21 protein-coding genes are annotated in these 24,681 nt (G+C 69.1%); 13 read left to right on the top strand and 8 right to left on the bottom strand.

Translation table 11 applies throughout. The features are described 5' to 3' along the window. Positions 1 to 390 precede the first annotated feature (390 nt). Positions 391 to 1,089, top strand: a complete 699-nt coding sequence (locus tag ACZ7OI_RS33790; RefSeq protein WP_470268148.1) for a hypothetical protein — start codon at positions 391 to 393, stop codon at positions 1,087 to 1,089. 49 nt (positions 1,090 to 1,138) lie between these two features. Beyond that, positions 1,139 to 2,539, top strand: coding sequence for an MFS transporter (locus ACZ7OI_RS33785; protein ID WP_470268147.1), 1,401 nt, complete (start codon positions 1,139 to 1,141; stop codon positions 2,537 to 2,539). A 53-nt stretch (positions 2,540 to 2,592) separates the two neighbouring features. On the opposite strand, the gene ACZ7OI_RS33780 is transcribed toward ACZ7OI_RS33785, so the two are convergent. From ACZ7OI_RS33780 to ACZ7OI_RS33770, 3 genes are read right to left on the bottom strand one after another with little or no spacing between them, the layout of a single operon-like run. Continuing rightward, on the bottom strand, positions 2,593 to 3,015 hold the full coding sequence (locus ACZ7OI_RS33780; protein WP_470268146.1) for a DUF2871 domain-containing protein: 423 nt from the start codon (positions 3,013 to 3,015) through the stop codon (positions 2,593 to 2,595). Continuing rightward, positions 3,012 to 3,710 (bottom strand): ABC transporter ATP-binding protein, encoded by a 699-nt coding sequence (locus ACZ7OI_RS33775; protein ID WP_470268145.1) that lies wholly within the window; start codon positions 3,708 to 3,710, stop codon positions 3,012 to 3,014. The genes ACZ7OI_RS33780 and ACZ7OI_RS33775 overlap by 4 nt, the downstream gene beginning before the upstream one ends. After that, positions 3,710 to 4,726, bottom strand: a complete 1,017-nt coding sequence (locus ACZ7OI_RS33770) for an ABC transporter permease (RefSeq protein WP_470268144.1) — start codon at positions 4,724 to 4,726, stop codon at positions 3,710 to 3,712. The genes ACZ7OI_RS33775 and ACZ7OI_RS33770 overlap by 1 nt, the downstream gene beginning before the upstream one ends. A 167-nt stretch (positions 4,727 to 4,893) precedes the next feature. On the opposite strand from ACZ7OI_RS33770, the gene ACZ7OI_RS33765 reads away from it, so the two are divergent. The 7 genes from ACZ7OI_RS33765 to ACZ7OI_RS33735 all read left to right on the top strand — a co-directional run bounded on the left by ACZ7OI_RS33765 (position 4,894) and on the right by ACZ7OI_RS33735 (position 11,071). Further along, a complete protein-coding gene (locus ACZ7OI_RS33765) occupies positions 4,894 to 6,069 on the top strand; it encodes a sensor histidine kinase (RefSeq protein ID WP_470268143.1) in 1,176 nt (391 codons plus the stop codon). Then, positions 6,066 to 6,683, top strand: a complete 618-nt coding sequence (locus ACZ7OI_RS33760) for a response regulator (protein ID WP_470268142.1) — start codon at positions 6,066 to 6,068, stop codon at positions 6,681 to 6,683. The genes ACZ7OI_RS33765 and ACZ7OI_RS33760 overlap by 4 nt, the downstream gene beginning before the upstream one ends. Positions 6,684 to 7,335: 652 nt before the next feature. After that, positions 7,336 to 8,478 (top strand): cation:proton antiporter, encoded by a 1,143-nt coding sequence (locus ACZ7OI_RS33755; RefSeq protein ID WP_470268141.1) that lies wholly within the window; start codon positions 7,336 to 7,338, stop codon positions 8,476 to 8,478. Next, positions 8,475 to 8,852: a hypothetical protein gene (locus ACZ7OI_RS33750; RefSeq protein WP_470268140.1), complete on the top strand. Its 378-nt coding sequence runs from the start codon at positions 8,475 to 8,477 to the stop codon at positions 8,850 to 8,852. Before ACZ7OI_RS33755 ends, ACZ7OI_RS33750 begins: the two co-directional genes overlap by 4 nt. Positions 8,853 to 8,955: 103 nt before the next feature. Continuing rightward, entirely contained in the window at positions 8,956 to 9,912 is a 957-nt protein-coding gene (locus ACZ7OI_RS33745; RefSeq protein ID WP_470268139.1) for a hypothetical protein, read from the top strand. Between the two features lie 142 nt (positions 9,913 to 10,054). Then, a complete protein-coding gene (locus ACZ7OI_RS33740; protein WP_470268366.1) occupies positions 10,055 to 10,651 on the top strand; it encodes a GNAT family N-acetyltransferase in 597 nt (198 codons plus the stop codon). A 48-nt stretch (positions 10,652 to 10,699) separates the two neighbouring features. Beyond that, complete coding sequence (locus tag ACZ7OI_RS33735; protein ID WP_470268138.1) at positions 10,700 to 11,071, top strand: VOC family protein; 372 nt, start codon at positions 10,700 to 10,702, stop codon at positions 11,069 to 11,071. Here ACZ7OI_RS33735 and ACZ7OI_RS33730 read toward each other — a convergent pair. Both ACZ7OI_RS33730 and ACZ7OI_RS33725 read right to left on the bottom strand, forming a co-directional pair. Next, positions 10,960 to 12,204 (bottom strand): cytochrome P450, encoded by a 1,245-nt coding sequence (locus ACZ7OI_RS33730; RefSeq protein ID WP_470268137.1) that lies wholly within the window; start codon positions 12,202 to 12,204, stop codon positions 10,960 to 10,962. The two genes, ACZ7OI_RS33735 and ACZ7OI_RS33730, sit on opposite strands and share 112 nt — an antisense overlap. A gap of 103 nt (positions 12,205 to 12,307) precedes the next feature. Then, complete coding sequence (locus tag ACZ7OI_RS33725) at positions 12,308 to 12,853, bottom strand: ArsR family transcriptional regulator (protein WP_470268136.1); 546 nt, start codon at positions 12,851 to 12,853, stop codon at positions 12,308 to 12,310. Between the two features lie 66 nt (positions 12,854 to 12,919). On the opposite strand from ACZ7OI_RS33725, the gene ACZ7OI_RS33720 reads away from it, so the two are divergent. The 3 genes from ACZ7OI_RS33720 to ACZ7OI_RS33710 all read left to right on the top strand — a co-directional run bounded on the left by ACZ7OI_RS33720 (position 12,920) and on the right by ACZ7OI_RS33710 (position 16,280). Then, positions 12,920 to 14,263 (top strand): M20/M25/M40 family metallo-hydrolase, encoded by a 1,344-nt coding sequence (locus ACZ7OI_RS33720; RefSeq protein WP_470268135.1) that lies wholly within the window; start codon positions 12,920 to 12,922, stop codon positions 14,261 to 14,263. A 91-nt stretch (positions 14,264 to 14,354) separates the two neighbouring features. Then, complete coding sequence (locus ACZ7OI_RS33715; protein WP_470268134.1) at positions 14,355 to 15,653, top strand: MFS transporter; 1,299 nt, start codon at positions 14,355 to 14,357, stop codon at positions 15,651 to 15,653. Positions 15,654 to 16,037: 384 nt separating this feature from the next. Further along, a complete protein-coding gene (locus ACZ7OI_RS33710) occupies positions 16,038 to 16,280 on the top strand; it encodes a hypothetical protein (RefSeq protein ID WP_470268133.1) in 243 nt (80 codons plus the stop codon). A gap of 42 nt (positions 16,281 to 16,322) precedes the next feature. Here ACZ7OI_RS33710 and ACZ7OI_RS33705 read toward each other — a convergent pair whose 3' ends face one another. After that, positions 16,323 to 19,292, bottom strand: a complete 2,970-nt coding sequence (locus ACZ7OI_RS33705) for a right-handed parallel beta-helix repeat-containing protein (RefSeq protein WP_470268132.1) — start codon at positions 19,290 to 19,292, stop codon at positions 16,323 to 16,325. 367 nt (positions 19,293 to 19,659) lie between these two features. On the opposite strand from ACZ7OI_RS33705, the gene ACZ7OI_RS33700 reads away from it, so the two are divergent. After that, complete coding sequence (locus ACZ7OI_RS33700; protein ID WP_470268131.1) at positions 19,660 to 21,738, top strand: NB-ARC domain-containing protein; 2,079 nt, start codon at positions 19,660 to 19,662, stop codon at positions 21,736 to 21,738. Here ACZ7OI_RS33700 and ACZ7OI_RS33695 read toward each other — a convergent pair. Further along, positions 21,691 to 23,391: a hypothetical protein gene (locus ACZ7OI_RS33695; RefSeq protein ID WP_470268130.1), complete on the bottom strand. Its 1,701-nt coding sequence runs from the start codon at positions 23,389 to 23,391 to the stop codon at positions 21,691 to 21,693. The genes ACZ7OI_RS33700 and ACZ7OI_RS33695 overlap by 48 nt on opposite strands. Continuing rightward, the gene (locus ACZ7OI_RS33690) at positions 23,369 to 24,679 is read right to left on the bottom strand and encodes a glycosyltransferase family 4 protein (protein WP_470268129.1); all 1,311 of its coding nucleotides are present in this window, start codon (positions 24,677 to 24,679) and stop codon (positions 23,369 to 23,371) included. Before ACZ7OI_RS33690 ends, ACZ7OI_RS33695 begins: the two co-directional genes overlap by 23 nt. Positions 24,680 to 24,681: the final 2 nt, after the last annotated feature.

Here is a 24,681-nt window from a genome sequence, read left to right as displayed (position 1 = left end):
CGGCCGCCGACGCACCGTGCCGGCGCAGGTCAGGGGGACCGTGGGGAGTTCGCGGCGACGGGACTCTTGCCCGTGCGCGAGCGCGTACCGAGCGGGGGAGACCGCTCAGGGACGCGTTGGCCAGCCGTGTGCGACGCGCCCCTTGTTCCAGGCGGACTGGCGCGTGCGCTGACGGAGGTCGGCGAGCTGACCGGAAGTCAGAAGCATCGCGCACCTCCTCGAGAGCGAACGGAACGGGCGGTGCGGGCACACCGCCGTTGACGAAGCGTAACGCCGGGCGCGGACGCAGACAAGGGCGGGCGTCGCCCGAAAGGAGACCCAGGACACACTTCAAAATACCCCCAGGGGGTATAAAGTTCGTCCCGTCGCCAGCGAACGAAGGAGAACCCGATGAACGTCAACGGCACCGCACTTTCGACCGGTGAAGTCCAGCTCGGCGTGGTGCACGCCCCCGCACGGGCGGGGGAGGGCGGCGAGCTTTCGTTCACCGTCGCCACCGTCGATGGACAGCCGGTAACCAAATACGAGGAGGCGCACGGCAAGCAGTTACACCTGATCGTGGTTCGCAACGACGGCGCGCATTTCCGGCACCGCCATCCGGTGCTCGACCCGGAAACCGGCATTTGGACGATTCCCTGGACTTGGGAAGCGGCAGGCACTTACCGCGTCTTCACCGACCTGACCCCGGCGGGCGGCGAGAGCGTCACGCTGTCGCGGACGGTCGAGGTCGCCGGTGACTACCAGCCGCAAGCTGCGGAACCGGTCGCGGCGAGCGCGGTCGACGGTTATGAAGTGACCCTAGAAGGCACGCTCGCAGCCGGTGCCGGAACGATGCTGACCGCCCGGGTGACCCGTGGTGGACAGCCGGTCACCGATCTGGAGCCGTATCTGGGTTCGTTCGGCCACCTGGTCGCGTTGCGTCAGGGCGACCTTGCCTACCTCCACATCCACGCGCTCGACGACGGGAAGCCCGGACCGGAGATCCGCTTCCACGCCGAGGCTCCGACGACCGGCCGGTACCTGCTGTACCTGGACTTCCAGGCCGAGGGCGTCGTGCGCACCGCCGCCTTCGTCCTCGACGCCGTCTGAGCAGCCGCATGCCGTGCTGCCGTTCCCCTTGAAGAGAAAGCGAAAAACGATGGCCACCGCACAAGAAACCCGGCAGAGCACCCTCCGCTGGTGGGCGCTCGGATTGATCGCCCTGGCCCAGTTCATGGTGATCATGGATACCTCGATCATCGGCGTCGCGCTGCCGCGCATGCGCGACGCCCTCGGATTCACGCCCAGCACGCTGTCCTGGGTCTTCAACGCTTATGTGATCGCATTCGGCGGCCTGCTGCTGCTCGGCGGACGACTATCGGATTTGTTCGGCGCCAGAAAGCTTTTCGCCGCCGGATGGGCGATCTTGCTAGTCGGTTCGGTGCTCGCCGGCGTCGCCGGGAACGTCCCCGTCGAACTCGCGGGCCGGATCGTGCAGGGCGCGGGAGCCGCGCTCATCGCTCCGTCCGCGCTGACGCTGTTGATGATGCTCTTCGGCAGCAACCCGAAGGAACTCACGAAAGCCCTTGCCCTGTATGGGGCTGCGGCTCCGGCCGGCGGCACCGCTGGAGTGTTCCTCGGCGGAGTGATCACGGAGTACCTGTCGTGGCCGTGGGTGTTCTACCTCAACGTGCCGATCGCGGTGTTCGCACTGTTGGCCACCCGCGCCGTCTTGCCCGGGGGAGCGACCGGAACCCGCGGCACCGTCGACATCATCGGCGCATTGACCGTCACTTTTGGTCTGGGCGCTCTGGTGTACGGGATCGTCCGCGCTCCGGAAGCGGGCTGGGCGGCCGCGGAAACCTGGATCGCGCTCGGCGCCGGTCTCGTGCTGCTGGCCGGTTTCGTGGTCCGGCAAGCGAAAGCCCGCACTCCGCTGATGCGGCTGTCGATCTTCCGCGCTCCGCGGCTCGGCGCGGCGAACCTGGCGCAGGTTTTCCTTGGCGCGGCGTGGATTCCGATGTGGTTCTTCCTGAACCTCTACCTGCAGCAGGTGCTCGGCTTCCGCGCTTTCCCGGCCGGTGCCGCGCTGCTGCCGATGACCGCGCTGATCATGCTGGGCATGATCGCCTTGGCCCCGAGGGTGATCGGCCGGTTCGGGCCGAAGCCGCCGATCGTCGCCGGATTGCTGCTGCTGGCGGCCGGGCTGGGCTGGCTCGCGCTGGTGCGGGCGAACGGAAGCTTCTGGGCGGACGTCCTGCCCGCGTCGCTCGTCGCGGCGCTGGGGATGTCGCTGGCGTTCATCCCGTCGCTCAGCACGGCGATTTCCGCGGCCCGGCCGGAAGAAGGCGGGCTCGCGTCGGGGATCGTGAACACCGGCTACCAGGTGGGCTCGGCGCTGGGACTGGCCGTGATGACCGCGCTGGCGGCCGCTTCGGGCGCGGGTGCGCTCGGTGATACGGCGGCGTTGACGAACGGCTACTCGGTCGCCTTCGTCGGCTCGGCCGTGATCGCCCTGGTGGGCGCTGGCCTCGCGGCGCTGACCTTCCGCCGCCAGTAAGGTCGGTGAAGGGCTCCTTGCGGGAAACTGATTCCCGCAAGGAGCCCTTCACGTCATGCCTTGGTCTCGGCGGGCTTCCAGATCCGTCCGTGGAGGCCGACGAACAACAGGACGAACGCGACGGTCAGCAGAATGTGCCCCAGCCCGGCGATCCCGGCGATCGCCGCGCCGGATTCCTTGCCCAGCACGGTGAGCGTGCCGTGCACGACCATTCCGCCGACCGTGACGAGCATCCCGGCGTGGTAGATCCAGAAGAACGGCGCGAACGACCTCGTCGCCGAGAGCGTGAACACCTTGTCCAGCACCAGGACGATCAGGAACACCAGCGTTCCGAGCGCGAGCAGGTGGGTGTGCACAATGGACAGCTGGGTGTCGCCGGCGAAGTTCTTCGCCTTGGTCAGCTCGCGGTAGTACAGCCCGCCGAGCAGGCCGAGGATCGTGTAGATCGCGGCGGCCCAGTAGATCTTCTTCGTCATCGGTTCTCCTCGGCTCCGGCCCGGGCCGGCTGGTGGATCCGTCCGTCGACGACCTCGTGCACCGAGTCGACCCCTTCGAGGTGGGAGCGGTCGTGGGTGACCAGTACGGTCGCCGTCGCCTGTTGGTGCGTGATCGTAGTGAGCAGATCGACGACCGCCGCGCCGCGGTCGGAGTCCAGCGCGCTCGTCGGCTCGTCGACCAGCAGCACGGCGGGCTCGTTCATCAAGGCGCGCGCGATGTTCACCCGCTGCTGCTGCCCGCCGGACAGCCGCCCCGGGCGATGCGTCGCGCGATCGGCGAGCCCGACCGCGTCGAGCAGCTCTTTCGCTCGCTTCGCCGCCTCGCCGCGCGGTTTTCCGCCTAGGTGCGCCATGACTTCCAGCTGTTCCGCCGCGGTGAGCGAGGCGAGCAGATTCGGTTGCTGGAACACGATCCCGATCTTGGTGCGCCGGAGCTCCGCGAGCGCGGCGCGGTCCAGGCCGGCGGTGTCGACGCCGCCGACGACCACGCGTCCGCGATCGGGACGGATGAGCGTCGCGGCGACGGCCAGCAGACTCGACTTGCCCGACCCGGACGGTCCGACCACCGCGGCGACGCTCCCGGCGGGCACGTGGAGGTCGACCTGGTCGAGCGCGGTGAGGCGGGAATCGCCGTCGGGGTAGGTGAGGGTGATGCCGGACAGGTGCAGGCTCATCAGTGCGCTCCGGAGGTGAGGGCGGTCAGCGGGTCGACGGAGGTGATGCGGCGGACCGCCAGCGCGGCGCCGAGCACGCCGAGCACCACCAGCACCGCGGCCGGGCCGAGCAAGGTGCCGGCGCTGAGCACGAACGGCACTGTTCCCGACGCGACCGCTCCGAGCGCGGCGGCGAGTCCGGTCCCGAGCGCGGTCCCGCCGATCAGCAGCACGACGGCTTGGCCGAGTGCGTCCCGGAGCAGGTACTTCGTGGTCGCGCCGAGCGCTTTCAGCACCGCGATGTCGCGGCTGCGCTGGATCGTCCACACGGTGAAGAACGCACCGATCACCAGCGCGGCGATCACGAACAGGAAGCCGCGCATCAGCTGGAGCGAGCCGTTTTCCGCCGAGTAGGAACCGATCGCGGACAACGCGTCGTCCTTCGTGACGGTGCGGGTGCCGAGGCGTGCGTCAGCTGCCGCGAAATCGGTGGATTTGTCGGTGGTCACCGCGAGCATTGTCGCGTTTGGACCGTCGAGGTGCGTCCACACGACCGGAAGATGGCTGTACGACGCGTCTCCGGCGACGGCGGACACGGTGACTTTGTGGCCTTGCAGGGTGAGCTGGTCGCCTTCGCGCGCCTTCAGCGCGTCAGCTGCACCCGTGGACAGCACGGCTGTACCCGGGCTCGAGTTCCGGACCCCGAACGCCGCCAGGGTTGCGGTGCGCTCGCCGACCGCCGCGCTGGCCGTGCTGATCGAGATCGGTTCTGCGCGGGTCACTCCCGGAACGCGGGCGTACTGGTCGGCCTGCTCTTGGGTCACTGTGGACTGTCCAAACGCGAGGGACCCGCTGCCGGGTTCGGCGAAGACCAGATGGTCCGCCTTCAACCCGGTGATCGCGGACGTGCTCTGCGCGGCCAGCCCCGCGGTCAGTCCGGACAGCAGCCCGACCAGCAACGTCATCAGCACGACGACGGTCCCCATCAACGCGAACCGCCCCTTGGCGAAGCGCAGATCCCGCCACGCGACGAACATGTGCGTACCTTCCTTCTCGGTGTGCCTTCCAGCCTCGTCCGGCCGGCGCGCGGGGACATCGCGCCGCGGATGGCCTCCCGGGAATCGATGGACGCACTCGCCGCTCAACCTTTCGATTGATGCGGATTCCCGACGGAGCACGGACAATTGACCGCAGGAGGCTTTCTGTGAACCCGCACACCCTCGACCGGCCGTTGCGCGTGCTGCGCGTCTGCCTGCACCTCCTGCTGGCCGGGCTGCTGGTGCTCGCCGTCGCGCGCGCGTTCGCCGACGGCCTCCCGCACGCGCCCGCGGTGCTCGCGGGCGCGCTGGTGATGGGCGGCGTCTACACCGCGGGCTCGCTGCTGCCCCGAGTCGGCCGGTTGCCGGTCGCGACGGCCGGATGGCTGGCCGTGCTGGGCGTCGCGTGGCTCGTGCTGCTGTGGCTCACGCCGGACGGGGTGTGGCAGGCTTTCCCGCTGTACTTCCTGCAAATGCACCTGCTGCCGACGCGCTGGGGCCCGGCCGTCGTCGCGCTCACGACGGTACTGGCGATCGCCGGTTTCACGCGCCATCAAGGCGGATTCAGCGTCGGCGTGATCATCGGCCCGACGCTCGGCGCCGCGGTCGCGATCGCCACCGTGCTCGGCTACCAGGTGCTGTACCGCGAAAGCGAACAGCGGCGGCACCTCATCGAGGAACTGCGCGAGACCCGCAACGACCTCGCCGCGATGGAACACTCCGCCGGCGTCCTGGCCGAACGCGAACGCCTCGCCCGGGAAATCCACGACACCCTGGCGCAGGGCCTTTCGAGCATCCACCTGCTGCTCCGCGCGGCCGAACGCGCGCTGCCGGACCGTCCCGAGGCCGCCGTCCCGCACGTGACGCAGGCCCGGCAAGCCGCCCAAGACAACCTCACCGAAGCCCGCCGCCTCGTCTATGCCCTTGCCCCGGTCGAGCTGGAAGGCGCTTCCCTGCCCGCTGCCCTGGAACGCCTCTGCGCGACCACGCAGCAGCGGTCCGGCCTGACTGTCCACTTTCACCTCAGCGGCACCCCGTTCGACGTGCCGACCGCGTACGAGGTCGCCCTGCTGCGCATCGCCCAATCGGCGCTGGCCAACACCGTCCTGCACGCTGCGGCCAGCCGGGCCGAGCTGACCTTGAGCTATATGGACACGAGCGTCGCCCTGGACGCCGTGGACGACGGCATCGGCTTCGACCCCCAGGAAGTGCGCGGCGGCAGCGGCTTCGGCCTGCCCGCGATGCGCGCCCGCGCACGGTCGCTCGGCGGCTCGTGGACGGTGGAATCCTCGCCGGGCAACGGCACCGCGTTGGCCGTCAGCTTCCCCGTGGACCCGCGATGATCCGCCTCCTGCTGGCCGACGACCACCCGGTGGTGCGCGCCGGATTGCGGGCAGTCCTGGAAACCGAACCGGACCTGGAAGTCGTCGCCGAAGCCTCCTCCGCCGAGGAAGCGGTGCGATTGGCCGCCGGCGTGGATGTCGTGCTGATGGACCTGCAATTCGGCCCCGGAATGCACGGCTCCGAAGCAACCGCGGCGATCACCGCGACGGCGGACGCGCCGAAAGTCCTGGTCCTGACGACGTACGACACCGACGGCGACATCCTGGCCGCCATCGAAGCCGGTGCGACGGGGTATCTGCTGAAAGACGCCCCGCCGGAGGACCTCGCCGCCGCAGTGCGGAACGCCGCCGCCGGACAAACCGTCCTGGCCCCGGCGGTCGCGCACCGGCTGATGAACCGCATGCGCACCCCGGCGGCGGCGTTGTCGCCACGGGAGATCGAGGTGCTGGGGCTGGTCGCGGACGGATTGTCGAACCTGGAGATCAGCAAGAGGCTGTTTTTGAGCCAGGCGACGGTGAAATCGCATTTGGTGCACATTTACACGAAACTCGGGGTGGATTCCCGGACAGCGGCGGTAGCGGCGGGGAAGGAACAGGGGCTGATCCGCCGCTGACGGTTCGCGGCTGTGGGTGCTAGCGGGGCGGTTGACCGTGGGGGCAGCCATGCGGAGGAGGCGCCGCCGGGCGGGCGAACGCCGGGATCGCGGTCGCTGGTTGAGCTTATCGGCTGTGCTTGTCCTGTTGCCGGTTCTCCGGATCTGCGCGGAGTTCGGCTTGCGGCATGGGCGGGCGTGCGGAGGAATCGTCTGGCGGGTGCCTGGATCGCGGTCGCTGGCTGTGCTTGTCTTGCTGCCGGTTCTCCGGGCCTGCGGGAGTTCGGCTGGCGGCATGTGCAGGCGTGGGTCGGCCGTGCCTGTCCTGTGGCCGGTTCTCCGGACCTGCGCAGAGTTCGGCTGGCGGCAGGGGCAGCCGTGCGGAGGAACCGTCTGGCGAACGCCAGGATCGCCATCGCCGAAGGATCTTCCCCGCGTTCTCGCGCCAAGCCCGCCCCGCCGCCCGATCCAGCAAACCGCGCCGCATTACGCACCAAAACCGACGTCCTCCAGCCCGAGCACCCCGCCGCATCCCACCGCGACGAACGTCCCGACAGGAGTCGGCAGCTTCGGCCTCCCCGCCGTGATTCCCCGCCCCCGCGCCGCAGGCGGGTGACGAGAGTGGCCTCCTCCAGCCAGACCGGGCGACAATGCTCAACGGGAGGAGGCGCCGATGACCCTGTTCGCGATGGCCGTCGTCCTCCTCGCCGGACTGGCCGGACCACTCCTGGCCACCCCGAAACGCGCCCGCATCCCGATCGTCGTCGGAGAAATCCTGCTCGGCGTCGCGGTCGGCCGGACAGGACTCGGCTGGGTCAAGGCCGACGATCCGATCCTCACGTACCTGGCCTCCGCCGGGTTCGCGCTGGTGATGCTCGTCGCGGGCAGCCACGTGCCGTTGCGGGACGCCGCGTTGCGCGTCGCGGCCGGGCGAGGGGCGTTGCTGGCCGCGGTGGTGGGCGTGTTGTCCGTGCCCGCCGGGTTCGGGGTGGCGGCGCTCGTCGGCACCGGGCACGGGCTGCTGTACGCCGTCCTCCTCGCGTCCAGTTCCGCGGCCTTGGTGATGCCGGTACTGGACGAGACGAAGCTCGCCACGCCGCCCGCGCTGGCCTTGATCGTGCAGGTCGCGATCGCGGACACGGCGTGCATCGTGGCGCTTCCGCTGGCAGCCGAGCCGCAGAAAGCCGGGCGGGCGGCGCTCGGGGCGCTGGCGGTCGTCGCGGCCGGGGCGGTGTGGTTCGTGGTGCTGCGCTGGCTGCATTCCCGCCGCCTCGTCGACAAGGCGCACGATCTCAGCAAGTCCCGGCACTTCGGCCTCGAACTCCGGATCGCGTTGATCGTCCTTTTCGGACTCGCCGGGCTGGCTCAGCTCGTCGGGGTGTCGGTGATGCTGGCGGGGTTCGTCGCGGGACTCGCGCTGGCCGCGGTGGGGGAGCCGCGCCGGCTTGCGCGGCAGCTGTTCGGGGTGACCGACGGTTTCCTCGGGCCGGTGTTTTTCGTGTGGCTGGGAGCTTCGCTCGATTTGCGCGCGCTCGGCCAGCATCCGGTGATGCTCGTGCTGGCGGCGCTGATCGCGGCCGGTTCGGTCGTGGTCCACGGTGTGACGCGGCTGCTGGGACAGTCGTTGCCGCTGGCGGTGCTCGCGGGCGCGCAACTCGGGGTGCCGGTCGCGGCGGTCACGATCGGCACGCGCGAACAATTGCTCGCTCCGGGCGAGGGCGGGGCGATTCTCGCCGCGGCGCTGATCAGCGTCGCGGTGACCGCTTGGGCCGCATCCCGTGCGGTCAAAGAGTCCGAATCGAGGGAGGCGTCATGAAAGAACACTGGAAAGACGAACCGGACGATCACGATTATCCGGCAGCATTCGACTATCTCACCCTCGTCGCGTCCGAGGAGACCGCGACCGGCCTGGTCGATCAGCTCAAGCAGGCGGACCTGACGCACCGCAAGGCGAAGGACATCCTGCGGGCGAGCAGGCTGAAGCTCCTGCCCGAGGACAACGCGCACGTCGCCAAGGACCTCGGCAAGGTCAAGGACGGCAAGGCGCTCTCGCCGGTCCTGCTCGTGCGCGGGCACGGCCACCCCGGTTTCGCGACGGCCGACGACCTGGTCATCGCGGACGGTTACCACCGCGTGTGCGCTTCGTATCACCTCGACGAAAATGCCGACATTCCGTGCAAATTGATTTAACCCCCGGGCTGGATTCCGAAATGGTTGCGAAGGCCGCCCGCTCGTAACACCTGCTCCCGCCTGTCGATCTTTCGATGCGAGATCGACGAGACAGGCGGAGCGAGTGGACGAGCACAACATCGAGAGCCACCCGGACCTGATGGATCCGGAGTGGCAGCGGCATGCCGAGAAAGAAGCCTGGACCGGCCTGCGCCGCCAGCGTGCGAGGGCGCGGCGGCGCAGGCGGGTGACCATCTCGGCCGCGGTGGTGATCGTCGTGGCTGCGGCGGGGTTCTACCTCTGGAAGCGGGGGACGAGCCCGGAGGAGGTCGCCGGGAGCAGCCCGGCCGTGCTCACGCCGACTGCCACCGCACCCGCGCCGACCACCCTCCCCGACTCTGGGCACGTCGATCTGACCAGGCCCTTCCTCAACACCCCGGCGCAAAACTGGCCGGAGGGCATCGCCGGGCTGAAGATCCCGGCTCCGGTGAAGGTCGGCTCGTTCTCCGCGAAGCAGGTGGGCGAGGCGCAGGAGCAGGTCAAGCACGCGGTTGAGGTCGAGAAGTTCGACAAGAACGTCCTCGAAGGGCATCACGCCGAGGGGTTTCTCGCTCTCTTCGCACCGGACGAGAGAGCGGAGCTCCAGGCCGAACTGCCGTCGTCGGTGGTCTACCTGGAGGACGGCTATCACCTTTTGCCCGTGCAGCCGAGGATGACCGGGAAGATGACTGTGCGGCCGGGCAAGGCGGGGGAGTTGTACCTGCACGTCTCGTACGTCGTGGCCTACGCCTTCGATCCCGGCAGCCGCCCGGTCGAGGGCCCGGGCGACCTGGAGCCGTTCGTGCGGACCGATGCCGACTACATCATGCGCAGCGGCTCGGCCTGGGCGTCCGGCAGCCGCGGCCTGTGGATAGGCGAGATCGGCGGGTACTCCACCGAGATCTCGTGCGTCGCGGCCAAGAAGAAGCTGCTCGCTCCCGCGTTCGCCGACCCGGATTTCACCGGGCCTTCGCTGACGCCCGAACCCGGGCAGTTCGATCCGGAGAAACCCGCTCCGGTGAAGGGAAACTGCAAGGAGTGACGGCGCCGGGAACCGATCGGGGATTCTCCTGAACCCGCCCCGCCGGGGCCCGGTACCATCACTCCCGATGATCACGAATGCGTCTCGGCGGTCCGGGTCCGGCGCCGTCGCCCCGTGGCGGGTCGACGAGGTCGGGCGGAAGGTGCGGCTGCGCGAGGTCCGCCCCGGCGACCAGCGCACCCTCGCCGGATTCGACCGGGACTCCGCGCGCGTCCGGGATCCCCGGGTCGGCGGCTACCGGCACTGGGCGACGCATCGCGGGCACGCCTCGCCGGACGGGTTCCACTTCGCGATCGAGACCCTGCACAACCGGACGCTGGTCGGCTCCGTCTGGGTCGAAACGGACCCGTTCTCCGGCCGGTTCAGCTACGGCATCGGGGTCGGCCCGCAGCACCGCCGCTGCGGTTACGCCGCCGACGCCGTCGCGCTGCTGCTGGCGTTCATGTTCCAGCGGTGCCGGTACCGGGCGTGCGAGGTGAGCGTCAACGGCAGCAACTTCGCGTCTTTGTCTCTGCACGGCGAGCTGGGCTTTCGCGAGGCGGCCCGGCTTCGCGACGAGGAATTGCTGCGCGGGGAGATCAAGTACCCGGTCCTGATGAGCATCACCGCCGAACAATTCGCCGCGCGGAACCTGGCGCTGGCGGCTCGCGGCTCAGGCCGGTCGTCGTCGCGCGGACGCCATTGGCGAGTCCAGCGCCCCGGACGGCACCGCCGCATCGCCTACTCCGCCGGCGGCTAGCTCCCATTTCTCCAAGCCCTCCGCGCGCCGATCTGCGACGCTGGCCGGGTGATCAAGCGCATCATCGCCTACGTCGAAGGTTCCGACGACGCCGCGACTCGCGACTTCTACGTCAACGTCCTCGGCCTCGACGTCGCCATGGACGATCCCGTTCTCGGCCTCCGCGGCGGAGACGACCCGGCCGCGCAAGTGCTCGTCCTTCCGCCGGGCAGCACCGATCCCTTGCCGCGCTTGGGGATCGACCTCGGCGAACCGGCGGCGGTCGAGCGAGCCCACGCCGAAGCGGTCCGGCGCGGGCTGCGCGTCGTCTATCCGCTCACCGACGAATCCTGGGGCGTGCGGCGGTTTTTCGTCGAGGATCCCGGCGGCACGGTCGTCAACGTGCTCGCCCACGTGACGGGCAGCTCGCGTACCGAATAGAAGATCGCGTTCTCCTTGAACTCCAAGCGATCCAGCGGCACGGCCAGCGCCAGCGTCGGCACCCGCCGGCGCAACGCCGCGTACGCGATCTCCAGCTCCACCCTGGCCAGCGGCGCGCCGAGGCAGAGGTGCCGTCCGTAGCCGAACGCGACGTGGTGGCGTGCGGGCCGGCGGAGGTCGACCCGGTCGGGATCCGGGAAGGCCAGCGGATCCCGGTTCGCGGTGCTCTTCACCGCGACGATGCCCTCGCCCGCGCGGATCAGCTGTCCGCCGATCTCCAGATCCGCCGAAGCCACGCGACGCGCCTCGGTGTGCGTGATCGACAGATACCGCAACAGTTCTTCCACCGGGTCCGCTGACGAATCGTGGAACTGCTCCGGATGCGTCACCAGCACCGCCGTGCCCAACGCGATCATGGCAGCGGTGGTGTCGTGACCTGCCACGAGAAGAAGTTGACCCAGCACAGCGATCTCGTGAGATGTCATCGCGCCGAGTTGCTCGACGGCCAGCTTGCTCAGCAGGTCATCGCCCGGTTCTGCGGCCTTAGCGGCAACGAGGTCTTCCAGATACGCGTTCAGCTCTTCGCTGGCGGCCACCGCGCGCGCCGGATCTGGGTCGTCCATGACGAGCGTGCGGGCCACGCCTTGGAAGAAGTCCCGGTCCGCGTAAGGGACGCCGAGCAGTTCGCAGATCACGAGCGAGGGGAGCGGCATCGCGAACGCCTCGACCAGATCGGCCGGGTTCGGTCCGGCGAGCATCCGGTCGAGGAGATCGTCGACCAGCTGCTGGATCCGCGGCCGCAGCGCCGCCATTTTCCGGACGGTGAATTCCGGGGCCAGAATCCGCCGCTGCGCGGTGTGCTCCGGCGGATCCAGTTGCATCAGCGTTTTCATCCGCGCGTCGCGCGCCTTGCTGACCGCGTTGGTGTGCGGAAAACCGGGCTGCGTGACGTCGACGCTGACCCGCGGATCCGCCAGCACCGCGCGGACATCGGCGTACCGGGTGATCAGCCAAGGCTCGCTGCCGTCCCACAACCGCACCCGCGACACCGGTGCCCGTTCCGTCAATCCGGGCGCGGGGGCGAAGGGGCAGCCTGCCGCCCGCGCCATGGGGAAGGTTTCGCTGTCGGTCATCGAAGCTCCTCACGTCTGGGTTCGGAGCTGAAGCATGGTTTCGCGGGCGGTCCCGGTAATCAGACAAAACGGACGTGAGGTGCGTCACATTCAGCCGACGCGGTCAGTCCTCCGCGGTTTCGGGCTCGCCGGGGCGTTCGACGACGCTCCACAGAAACGAATGCCTGCGCCCAGTCGGCTCCTCGCGCGCGACGAACTCGTCCAGCAGTGCGTCCAACCGCGACTGCAGTTCGGCCGCTGCCTCGTCGCTGAGCCGGACCACGCCGCGGCGAGTCTGCTGGATTGACGCTGGGTCGCTTTCGATCATTTCGGCTCGGTGCGCGTCGAGGGTCGCGAGTTCGACGCGTGCGGTCAGTGCGGGATCGCCCGCCTGATCGAGGTCGAGGTGCCAGGTCCGCCGCGTCGTCCGGTACGGCCGCTCCCAGGCTCCGAGATCGCTTCGGCGAGCCGGTTCGGCGACGAGGAATCCGGCTTCCGCGAGTGCGTGCACCCGGCGCAGCACGGTGGCCGGCGACTCTTCGAGCCGGTTCGCCAGTTGCTGGTTGGTCCGCGCGGTGTCCAGGCACAGCCGGAGGATCCGCCAGCTCAGCGGGTGGGCGAGCGCGCGGAGGTCGTCGGCGGTCGCCTGGCGCGGGAGGGGGTCGTCCATTGACAGCAGCTTAGCCGATTTGCTTCGATGGTATCGATATCAGAAAGTGAAATCACTGGAGGTCGGGTGCGCCGCATCGAGTCGTACGTCGAGCAGTACCGGGAGCGGCACGAGGCGGAGCTCGCCGAGTGGATCGGCGTTCCCAGCGTGAGCGCCACCGGCGAGGGCATGGCCGACGCGGCCGAGTTCGCCTGTGCGCTTCTGCGGCGCAGCGGGCTCGAAGCGCGTCAGGTCGAGACTGGCGGCTGGCCGCTGGTGGTGGGGCGCGCGGAAGGTCCGGCGGACGCCCCGCACGTGGTGATCTACGGCCATTACGACGTGCAGCCGGCCGGACCGCTGGCGGCCTGGGACAGTCCGCCGTTCGAAGCCGACATTCGCGACGGCCGGATGTACGGGCGCGGCACGGGGGACAACAAGGGGCAGCATCTCGCGCAACTGCTCGCGTTGCGGGCACTCGGCGAAACCGGCGAACTGCCGTGCAGCGTGACCGTGCTGCTCGACGGCGAGGAGGAGATCGGCAGTCCGAACCTGGAATCGGCCCTGGCCGGCCTGCGCGACGAATGGAACGCGGACCTGGTGCTGTGGAGCGACGGACCGGTGCACGACAGCGGCGAGCCGACGGTCAGTCTCGGTGTGCGCGGTGCGGTCCGGTTCGAGATTCGAGTGCACGGCGCGCCCGCGGCTCTGCATTCGGGAAACTGGGGCGGCGTCGGACCGAATCCGGCGTGGGAGCTGGTGTGGCTGCTGTCGACGATGCGCTCGCCGGAAGGCGAGATCCTGGTCAAGGGAATCGCCGACGGCATGGTCCCGCTGAGCCCGTCGGAACGGGACGCACTGGACGCGCTTCCGGTCGACGTTCCCGCCGCGCTCGCCGAAGTCGGGCTGGACCGGATGGACGTGCCCGAAGGCGTCGGTTTCAATGATCGCCTCGCCTTGCCGACGTTCAGCATCAATTCACTGTCCTGTTTGGACGAAGGGGACCATCGCACGGTCATCCCGGCCGTCGCGGTCGCCCGCTGCGATATCCGGACTGTCGGCGGCCAGCGCGCCTCGACGGTCATCGAGGCGTTGCGCGCGCACCTCGCCGAACACCTGCCGCACGCCGAACTGCACGTGCCGGGCGGGCTGATGGAAGCGTCGCGGACGCTGCCGGAATCGCCTTACACCACGGTGATCACCGAGGCGGTCAGCGCGGCTGCCGGACGTCCGGCGCTGCTGGTGCCCGCGATGGGCGGCAGCCTGCCGATCGCCGCGCTGTCCGACGGGCTCGGGCTGCCGTGCTACGGAATCCCGCTGGCGAATGTCGACGAGCACAACCACGGCCCGAACGAGAATTTCGAACTCGCTCGTTTCCACGCCGGGATCACCACCGCCGCGAACGTGCTGCTCGAACTGGGAAAGCTCCGCTGAATTCCCGCGCATGGTTGCTCCGGGCCGGTGTGCCCGGAGCCGCGATTCACCAATGATGCCGAACCGCTGACGCACCGCCTCGGAGGCGACCATGTCGATTCCCGCTCCGGATTCCCCCGCCACCAAAGACAATCCTCCCGAAGAAGTTCCCTCGCCGCGCTCGTCCCGGATCGTGCTGGCGGCCACGATCGGCAACACCGTGGAATGGTTCAGCCTCGGGGCTTACACGCTGTTCGCCGACGTCCTGGCGAAACAGTTCTTCCCCGCGACCGATCCGGCGGTCTCGCTGATGCTGGCTTTCGCCAGTGTCGCGGTCGCGTATCTGATCCGCCCGTTCGGCGGGATGATCCTCGGCTCGTACGCCGACCGGGCGGGCCGCAAAGCCGCGCTGGTGTGGTCGATCCGGATCATGGCGGTGGCCTCGCTGCTGATCGCGATCATGCCGAACTACGCGACGATCGGGATCGCGGCCCCGATCGGGCTGGTGTTCGCCAACCTGCTGCAGGGCTTCTCGGCGGGCGGCGAATTCGGCAGCGCGACGGCGTATCTGGTGGAGAGCAACCGGAAACGCCGCGGGTTCATGGGCAGCTGGGGCGCGGCGAGCCAGGGGTTGAGCACGTTGCTGGGCATCGTGTTCGCCGCCGTGCTGAGCGCCGTGCTCACCGATCAGCAGCTGGGGTCGTGGGGCTGGCGGATCCCGTTCGCCTTCGGCCTGCTGATCGCCCCGATCGGCTACTACATCCGGCGGCACGTGGAGGAATCCCCGGCGTTCGACCAGGACGCCGCCGAGGCCCCGCTGCGGGAAGTCCTGCGCTCGCAGAAGACCCGGATCCTGGTCGCGATGGGCGCGATGGCGGTGTCCACCGCGATCAGCTACCTGATCATCTACATGCCGACGTTCGCCATCCGGAACCTCGGACTGCCCAAATCGCTGGCCTTCACCACGACGATCGTCACCCAGATCGTGCTGACCGTGCTCGCCCCGGTCGCCGGGCGGCTGTCCGACCGGACCGGCCGGATCCCGCTGATGGCCGCGGCGTGCTCGGTGATGCTGCTGTCGATTTTCCCGCTGTTCCTCGCGCTGAACAGCCAGCCGACGTTCGCGATGATGACCGCGGTGATGGCCGCGATCGGGCTGGTGAAGGTCTGGTACGTCGGGCCGCTGGGCACGATGATGGCCGACGTCTTCCCGACCCGGACCCGGGCGACCGGGCTGTCGGTCAGCTACAACATCACGGCTTCGCTTTTCGGCGGTTTCACGCCGTTGGTGGTGATGTGGCTGATTCAGCTCACCGGGAGCAATCTGGCGCCGAGCTACTACGTGATGGTGCTGGCCGTGCTGAGCCTCAGCGCGCTGGCCTTCGCCCGGCGGCGGCTGCGGGTGCGGTGAACTGTCCTTTGTGGACATTAAGGGTGGCGCGCAACCTCTCGGAGGGTTGCGCGTCATTCTCTCCATAGCCGGACCGCACAGGTCCGGACTGGGAGGGGATTTGTCATGAATGAGTCGAGAATCCGAAGATCGGTGCTGGGTGCGGGGGCTCTGGTGCTGATCGCGGCGTCGGTTGCGGCCTGCACTTCGGATCCCGTTGGCGCTCCGGTGGCTTCGGGCTCTGCGTTGACTTCGGCACCGCAAGCGCATGCTGCTGTGCCCGCTGCGGCTCCGTCAGCGAAACGCACAGACGCAACTCCTGAGCCGTCGCCAACCGTCTATAGGTGCGAAGGCGATGCTGTCGCCAAGCCTTCGTGGCTGAATTTGGCTTGCGCGGACCAGAAAATGGGGATCGATCAGCTGCGCTGGTCGGGATGGGGCTCGGCGACCGCGCACGCCACCGGCAGGTTTTGGGAATACGACTGCATACCCGATTGCACGTCCGGAAAACTGGTTTCGGTCCGGACCTCGGTGACCGTCAGCGGATTGGCCGACGGCCACTACACCCGATTGCACGTCACGGCGACGCCGCTCCCGGCGCAACCGCACGACTACCTTCTGACCAAGGCTGGCCCTGGCGCTGCATAGGACAAGCGGGTGCCGTGCACGCACGGCACCCGCTGCAGGCACTTACGGATGCGTCCGGAAAGCGTCCACGATCAGGTAACTGCCGTTCTTCATCGTGCCGCTGATCGTGTGCACCCCCGGCTGCAGGCCGGAAACCGTCGCCACCGTCGACTGGTACTGCCGGGTCGGCGTGACGAAGCTGACCGTCCGGTAAGGCGCGCCGTCGAGAGCGAGATCGACGTCGCCCTCGTCGGTATTGGTTTCGGAAATGATGTCGATTCCCGTTCCGTAGAACGTCAAACTCCACGAATCGCCGACGTTCTGGGTCGCCCAGATGTCGTCGAGGTACGAGTTCGCGCCTCCGGCCGAGCTGCCGCGCCAGATCCATCCCGACGAAGGTGCTCCGGTATTGGTGTAGACGACGCCGGAGGTGTTGTTGAGGATTTCGGATTCCGTTGTCTTGGCAAGGTGCAAGGTGACGTCGGCCTGGCCGCGCCGCACGGTCAGCGCGATCGGCGCGCCTGGCGCGAGTTTGTTGTAGCTGAGCCAGAAAGTGTTGCGATCGTCAGTCACTGAGGTGCCGTTGACAGCAGTGATGTCATCACCGGTCTTCAGCCCGTTCTGCGCCGCGTAGCTGCCCTGCGGCACCGAGGGGAGATAGAGGCCGTACGGCTTGGTCAAGCCGAGCGACGACTGGACAGCGAGCGACGGGATGTTCGTCGCGGTGGCGCCCATCAGCTTTTCGGGCTGGACGATCATCCCGTTGGCGGGCCCGCCGGAACCGGGGCCGTAGGCGAAGACCGCCTTGGGCGGAAGCGGTCCGCCGGCGGAGCCGAAACCGGTCATCGGGAAGTTGGCGTACCCGAGACCGGCCGCGGGGGAGTCGGCGGCGACGGTGAAGTCGTAGCTGCCGAGGGGATCCGCCGCGGCGAACTTCGGGTCGGCGACGAGCGAATGCGGATCCATTCCGGCGCGGACCCAGGCCGACTGGGTGTTGATCGTGGCGCCGTCCGCGGAAAGCGCCTCGTTGCCGCTGCCGTCGGGATTGACGTACACCGGGTAGCTGTCGTTCCAGAAAAGGTTGCGGTCGACGCCGTACTTGGCGGTGACCGGGTTGTTCAGCACGTTGTTGTACGCTTGCGGGCCGAGGGTGATGTTGTGCTCGATGACGTCGCCGCAGTCGGCATGGCTGACCTGTTCGTAGATGGAGCCGTCCACGAGCAGGTTGTTCGCCACGGTGCGCTCGTAGCCGTCGCGCAGTTTGATGCCGCCCTTGAGGACGAGGTTGTCCAGCAGGCGGAAGTTGGACGATCCGTCGTCGAGGTCGATGGCCCAGTCGCCGGCGTGCCAGAACCGGTTGTGCTGGATGGTGATCGGCCGGACGACGTCCAGCTTCATCAGGTGCCGGGCCTGGGCGTCGGTCAGCGCGGTGCCGGTGGAGCCTTCGAAACTCGTGCCCGGCGCGAGGGTGTTGTTGCCGGAGCTGGCCCAGAACCGGCCGCGGCCCCACACGTTGACGGACCCGTTGTCGCCGGTTTCCTCGACGCAGTTGAAGAGGTCGTTGTTCTTGATGTCGTGCCCGCCCCAGGTGCCGTCCTCGATGTTGAGGCAGGCACGCGGGCTGTCGGAGATCGTGTTGCCGTCGACCGTCACGTCCGCGCTCATCGAGATGTTGACGCCGGAGGACTGCTTCTCGAACCGGCCCATGTTCTGCATGAGGTTGTTACGCACGAGGATGTCGCGGGGATAGTCGTCGCTCTTCGGCCCGGGCGCGGTGTCGGTGACGGCGACGTTGTCGTAGTAGTTGGCGGAGTAGTCGCGTACTGCGCTCGGCGAGCCGACGATCTGGACGTCCGTGGCGCCGTCGGATTCGAACTTGTTGTCGCTGACCGTGTTGTGCCGGTTGTAGCCGTCGAGGAAGACGCCGTTGCCGCCGAGCTGGTCGAAGGACGAACCGGTGACTGAGATGTCAGCGGCGTTCTTGAGATATACCGCAGCTTTGCGGACCACCGACCAGTCGCCCTTGGCGTCGGCTTCGAACGGGCTGTTGAAGAGCGTGCGGTGAGTTGCGGTGAAGTGCAGCCCGCGCAGCGTGATGTCGTGGACGGGGTCGGCCGCCGACGTCCCGGCCAGCGTGATCAGCTGGTTCTGCTCCGCGGTTTCGACCGTCGCGGAGGAAAGATCGGTGCCCTCCGGCGGGTAGTAGAGGAGCTGGCTGCTCGCCCGGTCGTAGTACCACTCTCCGGGCGCGTCCAGTTCCTCCTTGACGTTCTCGGCCATCGCGGGCCCGATCCGGCCGGGCCCGTTCCCCTTCGTCAGCCCGCAATCCTGGGGCCGGTTGTTGTCGCCGACGTAGTGCAGAGCGAGCCCGTCGCCGGTGCGCCCGCTGACGGTGAACGAGACGGAACCCCAGTCGCCGCAGTGCATCGCGCGGACGAGCGCGGTCGACGGCTCCGACCATTTCGCCGATTCCCGCTCGAGATCGGCCAGCGAGGTCGAGCCCTGGAGCCGGGCCGCGTTCGGGTCGTAATTCGGGTAGCGGGCCAGGATCTGGCGCTGCCCGTTGACGAACAGGCCGTCGAAGTCCAGTCCGGCGGGGACGGTCGCGGCCAGGATCTTGCTGCCGGGCGCCGAAGGCTGCCAGTGCGGGCGCAACGGCCGACCGCCGCTGATCGTCACGGCGGCTTCGGTCGCCGGTTGCCAGGTCACGGTGTGGCCGTTGCGCCCGGAGTCCTGCGGGCCGAACGCCAGCGGAGCGGAGAGATAGTAAGTGCCGCCAGCGAGCTTGACCACGATGTCGCGGTGGGTGCCGACGCCGGTGCCGAGCAGGTGCCGGACCCGTTGCTGCGCCTGCGAAAGCGAGCACGGCCGCGGCTGGCTGCACGGATTTCCGGGTGGCGAATCAGCGGTCGGAGCGGCATACACGGTCATCGGCGGCGGCCCGCTCGCGGCGGCCGGCGGGCCGAGGGCGAGCGTTCCGGCTAACCCGGCGACGGCGGACAGGGCGATGCGCAGAAGGCGGCGGTTGGCCATTCAGGTCCTCCTTGACCAGGCATCGGTGTCCGGGGCGGCCAGGACATCCGATGTCTAGGAGACTATGCAGGAGGGTGCATCGGCCGTCAAGGAGTGCTGACCGGCTCTTTCTGACCGGTTGGATTCCTGGATGGAAGTGAAATAACGGGAAAGTCCCGTACATCGCAGGGAGCTCTCCGGCTGGGTCGGTGTCACGAGGAAGCGATCATTACATCTGACCTATTGCGGGCGCTTGCCGGACCGGGAGGCCGGCCGCACCTCCGTGGTGACCGATCGTTGACAAGCTGTGACGGCGGCGGCTCGGTCTGGGTAGGGTGGCCGGTAGCCGATCGAGGGGTGGGGTCATGACGGGTCGCCGGAGGCCGCTTTGCTGAGGTTCGCGCCGCGGCACTTCGTCGACCGTGCCGACGAGTGCCGCGCACTGGTCGAGCAGGTGCGGGCCGGGCAGGCCGAGAACCGGCCGGGGGTTTTCGTGCTGCAAGGGATCGGCGGCGTCGGGAAGACCGCTGTCATGCTCAGGTGCGCGCAAGAGCTGCGGCCCTCGTTCGACCGCGTGCTGGACGTCTCGATGAGCGCCTCGTCGCAGGCGAAAACGGTCGAGCAGGTCCTCGACGTCTTCCTGTTCCAGCTCGAAGCGAAGCTGATCCCGCCGACGCTGGACGGCAAGATCGCGGTCTACCGGACGGAGACGTCGCGGCAGAACGTGCTGGTGGTGCTGGACGACGTCGACTCGGCGGAGTCGATCCTGGAGCTGCTGCCGGATTCCCCGGGAAGCGCCGTGCTGGCGACGAGCCGGCTGCGCGCGGAAGCGTTCGAGGTCCACGGGTTCACCACCATGCGGCTGCAGGTGCTGTCCGAGCGCCACGGGGTGGAGCTGCTGAGCCGAGGGCTGGACGAGTCGGTCGTCGCGGAAGAAGAGCGGGCGCTGGCCGGGATCGCGCGGCTGTCCGGGTATTTGCCGCTCGCCTTGACGATTGCCGGTGCGCACCTGCGCATCCGACGGCACGAGCGGCCGGCCGCCGTGCTGCGCAGGCTGGAAACCGAGCGGGACCTGTTCGCGCAATTCACCGTCGACGGCGACCGGAAGCTGGAGTTCGTCTACGACGCCTCCTACCGCGCGCTGGCGCCGCTCGAACAGCAGCTGTACCGGCGGCTCGGCCTGCATCCGGGCCTGCGCTTCTCCCCGTGGGTCGTTCCCGTGCTGCTGGAGGAGCCCGACCGGCCCTTCGCGGCGGACACGCTGTCGGCGCTGCACCGGTGGACGCTCGTGGCCGAGCCGGACGACCGGCACGAGACGCGTTCGCTCGTCCGCCTGCGTGCGCAGGGTTTGGCGGACAACTGCGAGCAGCACGAGATGCATTCGCTCATCCACCTGCATGCGCGGGGACTGGCGAACAAAGACGAGCACCCCGCCGACGTGCAGGAGATCCGCCGGCGGCTGGCGGAAGCGTATGTGGACTACGCGGTCGCCCGCGCGCTGGTGCTGTCCAGCCGCCGCCAGCTCGGTCCCCGGTTCGACGGCCGGGTAGCCCCCGCCTACGAGGCTGACGAGGACGGTCACCTGCGCGCGGTCGCCGATCTCGAGTCGGAGGCGGCGAATCTGCGCCAGGTGGCGGAGATGGCGTCGGAGGCGGGATTCGCGGACCTCACGTGGCAGCTGGCGGAGGCGCTCACCAACTTCCTCTTCCAGCGCAGCCGGTACGCGGACGCGATCACGGTGCAGACCCTGGGCCTGGCGGCCGCGCACGAGGTGTACCGGGAGACGGGCGACGTGCGGCCGTTGATCGTTCTGCACACGGAGCTGGGCAAGGCCTACTTCGCGGCCTACACGCACGAGAAGGCGGCCGGGCAGTTCGCCGCCGCGGCGGAGCGGATCGCGGAGCTCGGCGACGATCCTGACGCGCTGCCGATGCTGGCCAAGACCTTCGTGTGGCAGGGCTTGGTGCACAACCGGACGGAAGAGCACGAAGCCGCGATCGAGTATTTCGCCCGGTCGGCCGAGCTGGTGGCGAACCCGGGTTTTCCCGAGCGGCTGCGGTCTCGCGAGGAGCGGTTGCTCGACATGAACGGCGCGCCGATCCTGGCGAAGCTGGGGCGGCTGCCGGAGGCGGTGGCGGCGGGCGAGCGCGCGGCGGCGCACTTCGAATCCGACGGCGACCGGGACAATTACGCCAAATCGCTGGCGAACCTGGGCGAGGTGCTGGCCGCGGCCGAGGACGCTCGCGCGGTGGAGGTGCTGCGTGCCGCGCTGGCGCTGGAACAGGAGCTGAAGCTGGTCGATTTCGAGGCGCACACCGCCGCGATTCTCGGCAGGCTGCTCCCGCCGGAAGAGGGTGCGCAGCTGATCGAGCACGCGGCCGCGTTGTACGAGCGGTTGGCCGACCAACGGGCACAGGCACTACGAGCCGAGATCGAAGACCCGCGGTGGGGTGAAGGCGCCGAGTAGGACCGCTGCTCCGCAGCTGACGGTCGCTTCGCGCGGGAGACGGCCACCGCGGAGCAAGGATTCGAACACCAGAGCCGCGGCGACTTCCGGATCCGTGAACGTAGTTTCGATCAGGTGTCCCGACCTGGTGGCTATGCGGCCGTCGCTCGACGCGGCGACGGTCGCGTGCGGGTGCCGGTGCAGGAGGGTTGCGAGCGCGGCGTCGCCGGCCGCGGCGGTGGAAAGCACGATGGCGGCGCGCCGGCGGAGCGATTCGTCGGGGTGGTCCTCGTGGACGGCGAGAACGGCGTCGGAGAATTTCGCCAAGCCGGAGCGGTCGAGGTCCACGTCGGCCGGATAACGGGTGAGGCGGAAACGGTCTTCGCGCGGTTCGCACACGAGGAAATTCGCCGGGACGGCAGGCATTGCGTGACCGGCCGCGGCGGAGACCGGAATGAGCGGCGCAATCGGGCCGGAGGCTGGTTCGGCCAGGCCGAGGTGGCCGTAGAACAGCCGGCGCAGCCGAGCCGCGGCCTCGCCGGGACAGGACGTGACGAGTGCGGCGACTTCGTCGAAACTGCCCGGGCGGTAGGTCCGCAGCGCTCGTTCGATCTGGACGTCCAGCGGCTCGCGGGAGTTCAGCCTTGGCGCGGTCGCACCGAGCAGTTCGCCGACGGATTCCGGCGCCACGTCGGATCCGGGGAACGCGGCCAGGAGCACGGGAATGTCGAGGCAGGCGCCGTAAGCGGTGGTGGCGCCGTGGTCTCCGACGACGAGATCGGAAGCCAGGAGCACGGCCTGCCAGCCCTCGGCAGGCGGCGGCAGGAGCAGGCCGGCGCGCTGGCAGTCGGCCAGCCAGGTGCGGATCTGCCAGGGCCCGTGGCCGTGCCAGATGTTCGGGTGGAGCAAGCCCGCGACCCGGTACCGGTCGCGGTCGAGAGCGCCGACGACCTGGCGGAAGAGCGAAGGCTGGCTGCCCAGCAGGGAATTCCGCCACCACGTGCTGGTGATGGTGACGAGTTTCTGGTGCGGGGCCACGCCGAGCGCTTCGCGGTACTGGGCGCGCAGGCGCCTGCTGCGCAGCATCCGGTCGTAGGCCGGATCTCCCGCCACGAAGGCGGTGTCACGGGCGGCGGGGGTGAGCGCGGTCAGCCGATCGAGCTCGGCCTGATGGGCGAGCACGAAAGACGACGCGATGGGCCTGCCGCTGTACAGCAGCCATTCCGGCGACAAGCCGTAGACGGTTTCCGGTTTCCGGTTTCCGGTTTCCGGTTTCCGGTTTCCGGTTTCCGGTTTCCGGTTTCCGGGAGACATTTTAGTATACCCCACGCCGTGCGGAAGAATGACCAGGGGCGCGGTGATTTCGGTGAGCCCGCCGTGGTTGGCGGCGATCGCGAGGTCGAATTCGGTGTTGATCGCCTGGGACCACGGGATCGCGACGACGCCGAGGTCGTCGAAAAAGCGCTGCAGTCCGTGGTGGAACGGGTCGGATCCGTTCCAGGTGAAGACGAGCTGCACGCGAGTGTCGGAATCGAAGACCGGGAGGACGTCGAGGAGCCGCAGCAGCGAGGTGACGTGGTGGACCACGACCAGTACCCGGCGCTCGGCCCGCACGGTGGTCCAGTGCGGTGCTTGGAGCCCGATCGGCACCTTAACCGGAGGCGCGGTGAACACGGACCTCCTCGGGGTCGGCGACGGGCGGGGCTGTGCTCGGCAACCGTAACTGATCGTCCGGACCGAGGAGCTCCAGCCACGGTGCCGCCCGGGTCAGGAAGGCGCGAAGGGCAGCCGGGTGGTCGTAGTCGCGCAGCGCCGCTCGACGGGCCCGCTTCCGCATGGACAATCGCTGGTCAGGGGTCATGGCGAAGGCGCGGCGCAAGGCGGCCGCCAGCGACGCGGGCGACTTCGGCTCGCACCGGAACCCCGTGCTGCCGTCGCGGATCTGGCCGGCGAGGCCTTGGCTCGTGGCGGTGATCACGGGCGCGGCCCCGGCCGCGAACGCCTCCATCGGGATCCGGCCGAAAGGCTCGGCGTGCGAGGGCACGACGACCGCCCGCACGTTGGAGTGCCGGAGCAGCCGCGGGACGTCCGGGGTGAACCGGGTCACCATCCGAACCGGGGAGGCGATTCGCTCGGCCCGGGTGCGCAGGGCGTTCTGGTAGGGCGTGGGCTCAGGGCTTTCGCTCGTCGCGGCGACGAGCAGAAGCGGCAGCGGGACGCCGTCGCGCGCGAGGAGGTCCCACGCGGCGAGCAGGTCTTCGAATCCTTTGTACGGCTCCGCTCGTCCCATCGAGAACACGAACGGCGGCAGGTCCGGGACGGCCGCGTCGCCGGAGCCGTAGCCGCTCCAGTCGTCCTCGGTCAGGCCGTCCGGCATCGCCTCCATCGCCTCGCGCGGCACCCTGTATTCGCGGTGCAGATGGCCGGCCATGAACGGGGAGATGGTCGCGACCCTGGCGCCCCCGGCGACGGCCGCGAGCAGGCCGTTCCGTTCCCAGGCACGGCGTTCGAGATCGTGCGGCGCATGGATCGCGGCGCTGGAGCGCGGCGCGAGCACGAGGTGCGGCAGCAGTTCGGGAGGCAACGCTGAGCCGAGTCCGAGGAACGGGGCGTCGAACGCGATGATCAGGAGAGGCCCCGCCGACCGGCTCAGGGGGTGCAGCCGATCCGCGGTCGATCGGACCAGGCGCCGGAAATTCTCGAGGCTGCCCCAGCGGTCCTGGCCGCCCGTGCCGTTGTCGACCGGCAGGATCGTCGCGTCGCGCAGCCGGTGCCGGGCTCGCGCATGCCACTCGGGGTGGTGTTCCGGGCTGCCGCGGTCCAGCCGAAGTGGCAGGACGACGAGCCGGACGCCGGCGGGCAGGAGGCCGGCAAGCGTGCTGAGGGTGCCGAAATTGGCGTAGCCCGCGCCGGTGCCGCATCCGTAGAACCCGTCGTGCACCGCTATGGCAACGGTCGGCACTG

The organism is Amycolatopsis sp. NPDC114503 (assembly GCF_055633655.1).
This window is presented reverse-complemented; position numbering and strand designations above follow the sequence as displayed.

Bases quoted from the DNA above. Each gene is read 5' to 3' on its own strand.
- ACZ7OI_RS33755 (WP_470268141.1), top strand. From the start codon at position 7,336: ATGACCCTGTTCGCGATGGCCGTCGTCCTCCTCGCCGGACTGGCCGGA.
- ACZ7OI_RS33705 (WP_470268132.1), bottom strand. From the start codon at position 19,292: ATGGCCAACCGCCGCCTTCTGCGCATCGCCCTGTCCGCCGTCGCCGGG.
- ACZ7OI_RS33775 (WP_470268145.1), bottom strand. From the start codon at position 3,710: ATGAGCCTGCACCTGTCCGGCATCACCCTCACCTACCCCGACGGCGAT.
- ACZ7OI_RS33715 (WP_470268134.1), top strand. From the start codon at position 14,355: ATGTCGATTCCCGCTCCGGATTCCCCCGCCACCAAAGACAATCCTCCC.
- ACZ7OI_RS33780 (WP_470268146.1), bottom strand. From the start codon at position 3,015: ATGACGAAGAAGATCTACTGGGCCGCCGCGATCTACACGATCCTCGGC.
- ACZ7OI_RS33730 (WP_470268137.1), bottom strand. From the start codon at position 12,204: ATGACCGACAGCGAAACCTTCCCCATGGCGCGGGCGGCAGGCTGCCCC.
- ACZ7OI_RS33790 (WP_470268148.1), top strand. From the start codon at position 391: ATGAACGTCAACGGCACCGCACTTTCGACCGGTGAAGTCCAGCTCGGC.
- ACZ7OI_RS33710 (WP_470268133.1), top strand. From the start codon at position 16,038: ATGGGGATCGATCAGCTGCGCTGGTCGGGATGGGGCTCGGCGACCGCG.
- ACZ7OI_RS33760 (WP_470268142.1), top strand. From the start codon at position 6,066: ATGATCCGCCTCCTGCTGGCCGACGACCACCCGGTGGTGCGCGCCGGA.
- ACZ7OI_RS33750 (WP_470268140.1), top strand. From the start codon at position 8,475: ATGAAAGAACACTGGAAAGACGAACCGGACGATCACGATTATCCGGCA.
- ACZ7OI_RS33725 (WP_470268136.1), bottom strand. From the start codon at position 12,853: ATGGACGACCCCCTCCCGCGCCAGGCGACCGCCGACGACCTCCGCGCG.
- ACZ7OI_RS33770 (WP_470268144.1), bottom strand. From the start codon at position 4,726: ATGTTCGTCGCGTGGCGGGATCTGCGCTTCGCCAAGGGGCGGTTCGCG.
- ACZ7OI_RS33785 (WP_470268147.1), top strand. From the start codon at position 1,139: ATGGCCACCGCACAAGAAACCCGGCAGAGCACCCTCCGCTGGTGGGCG.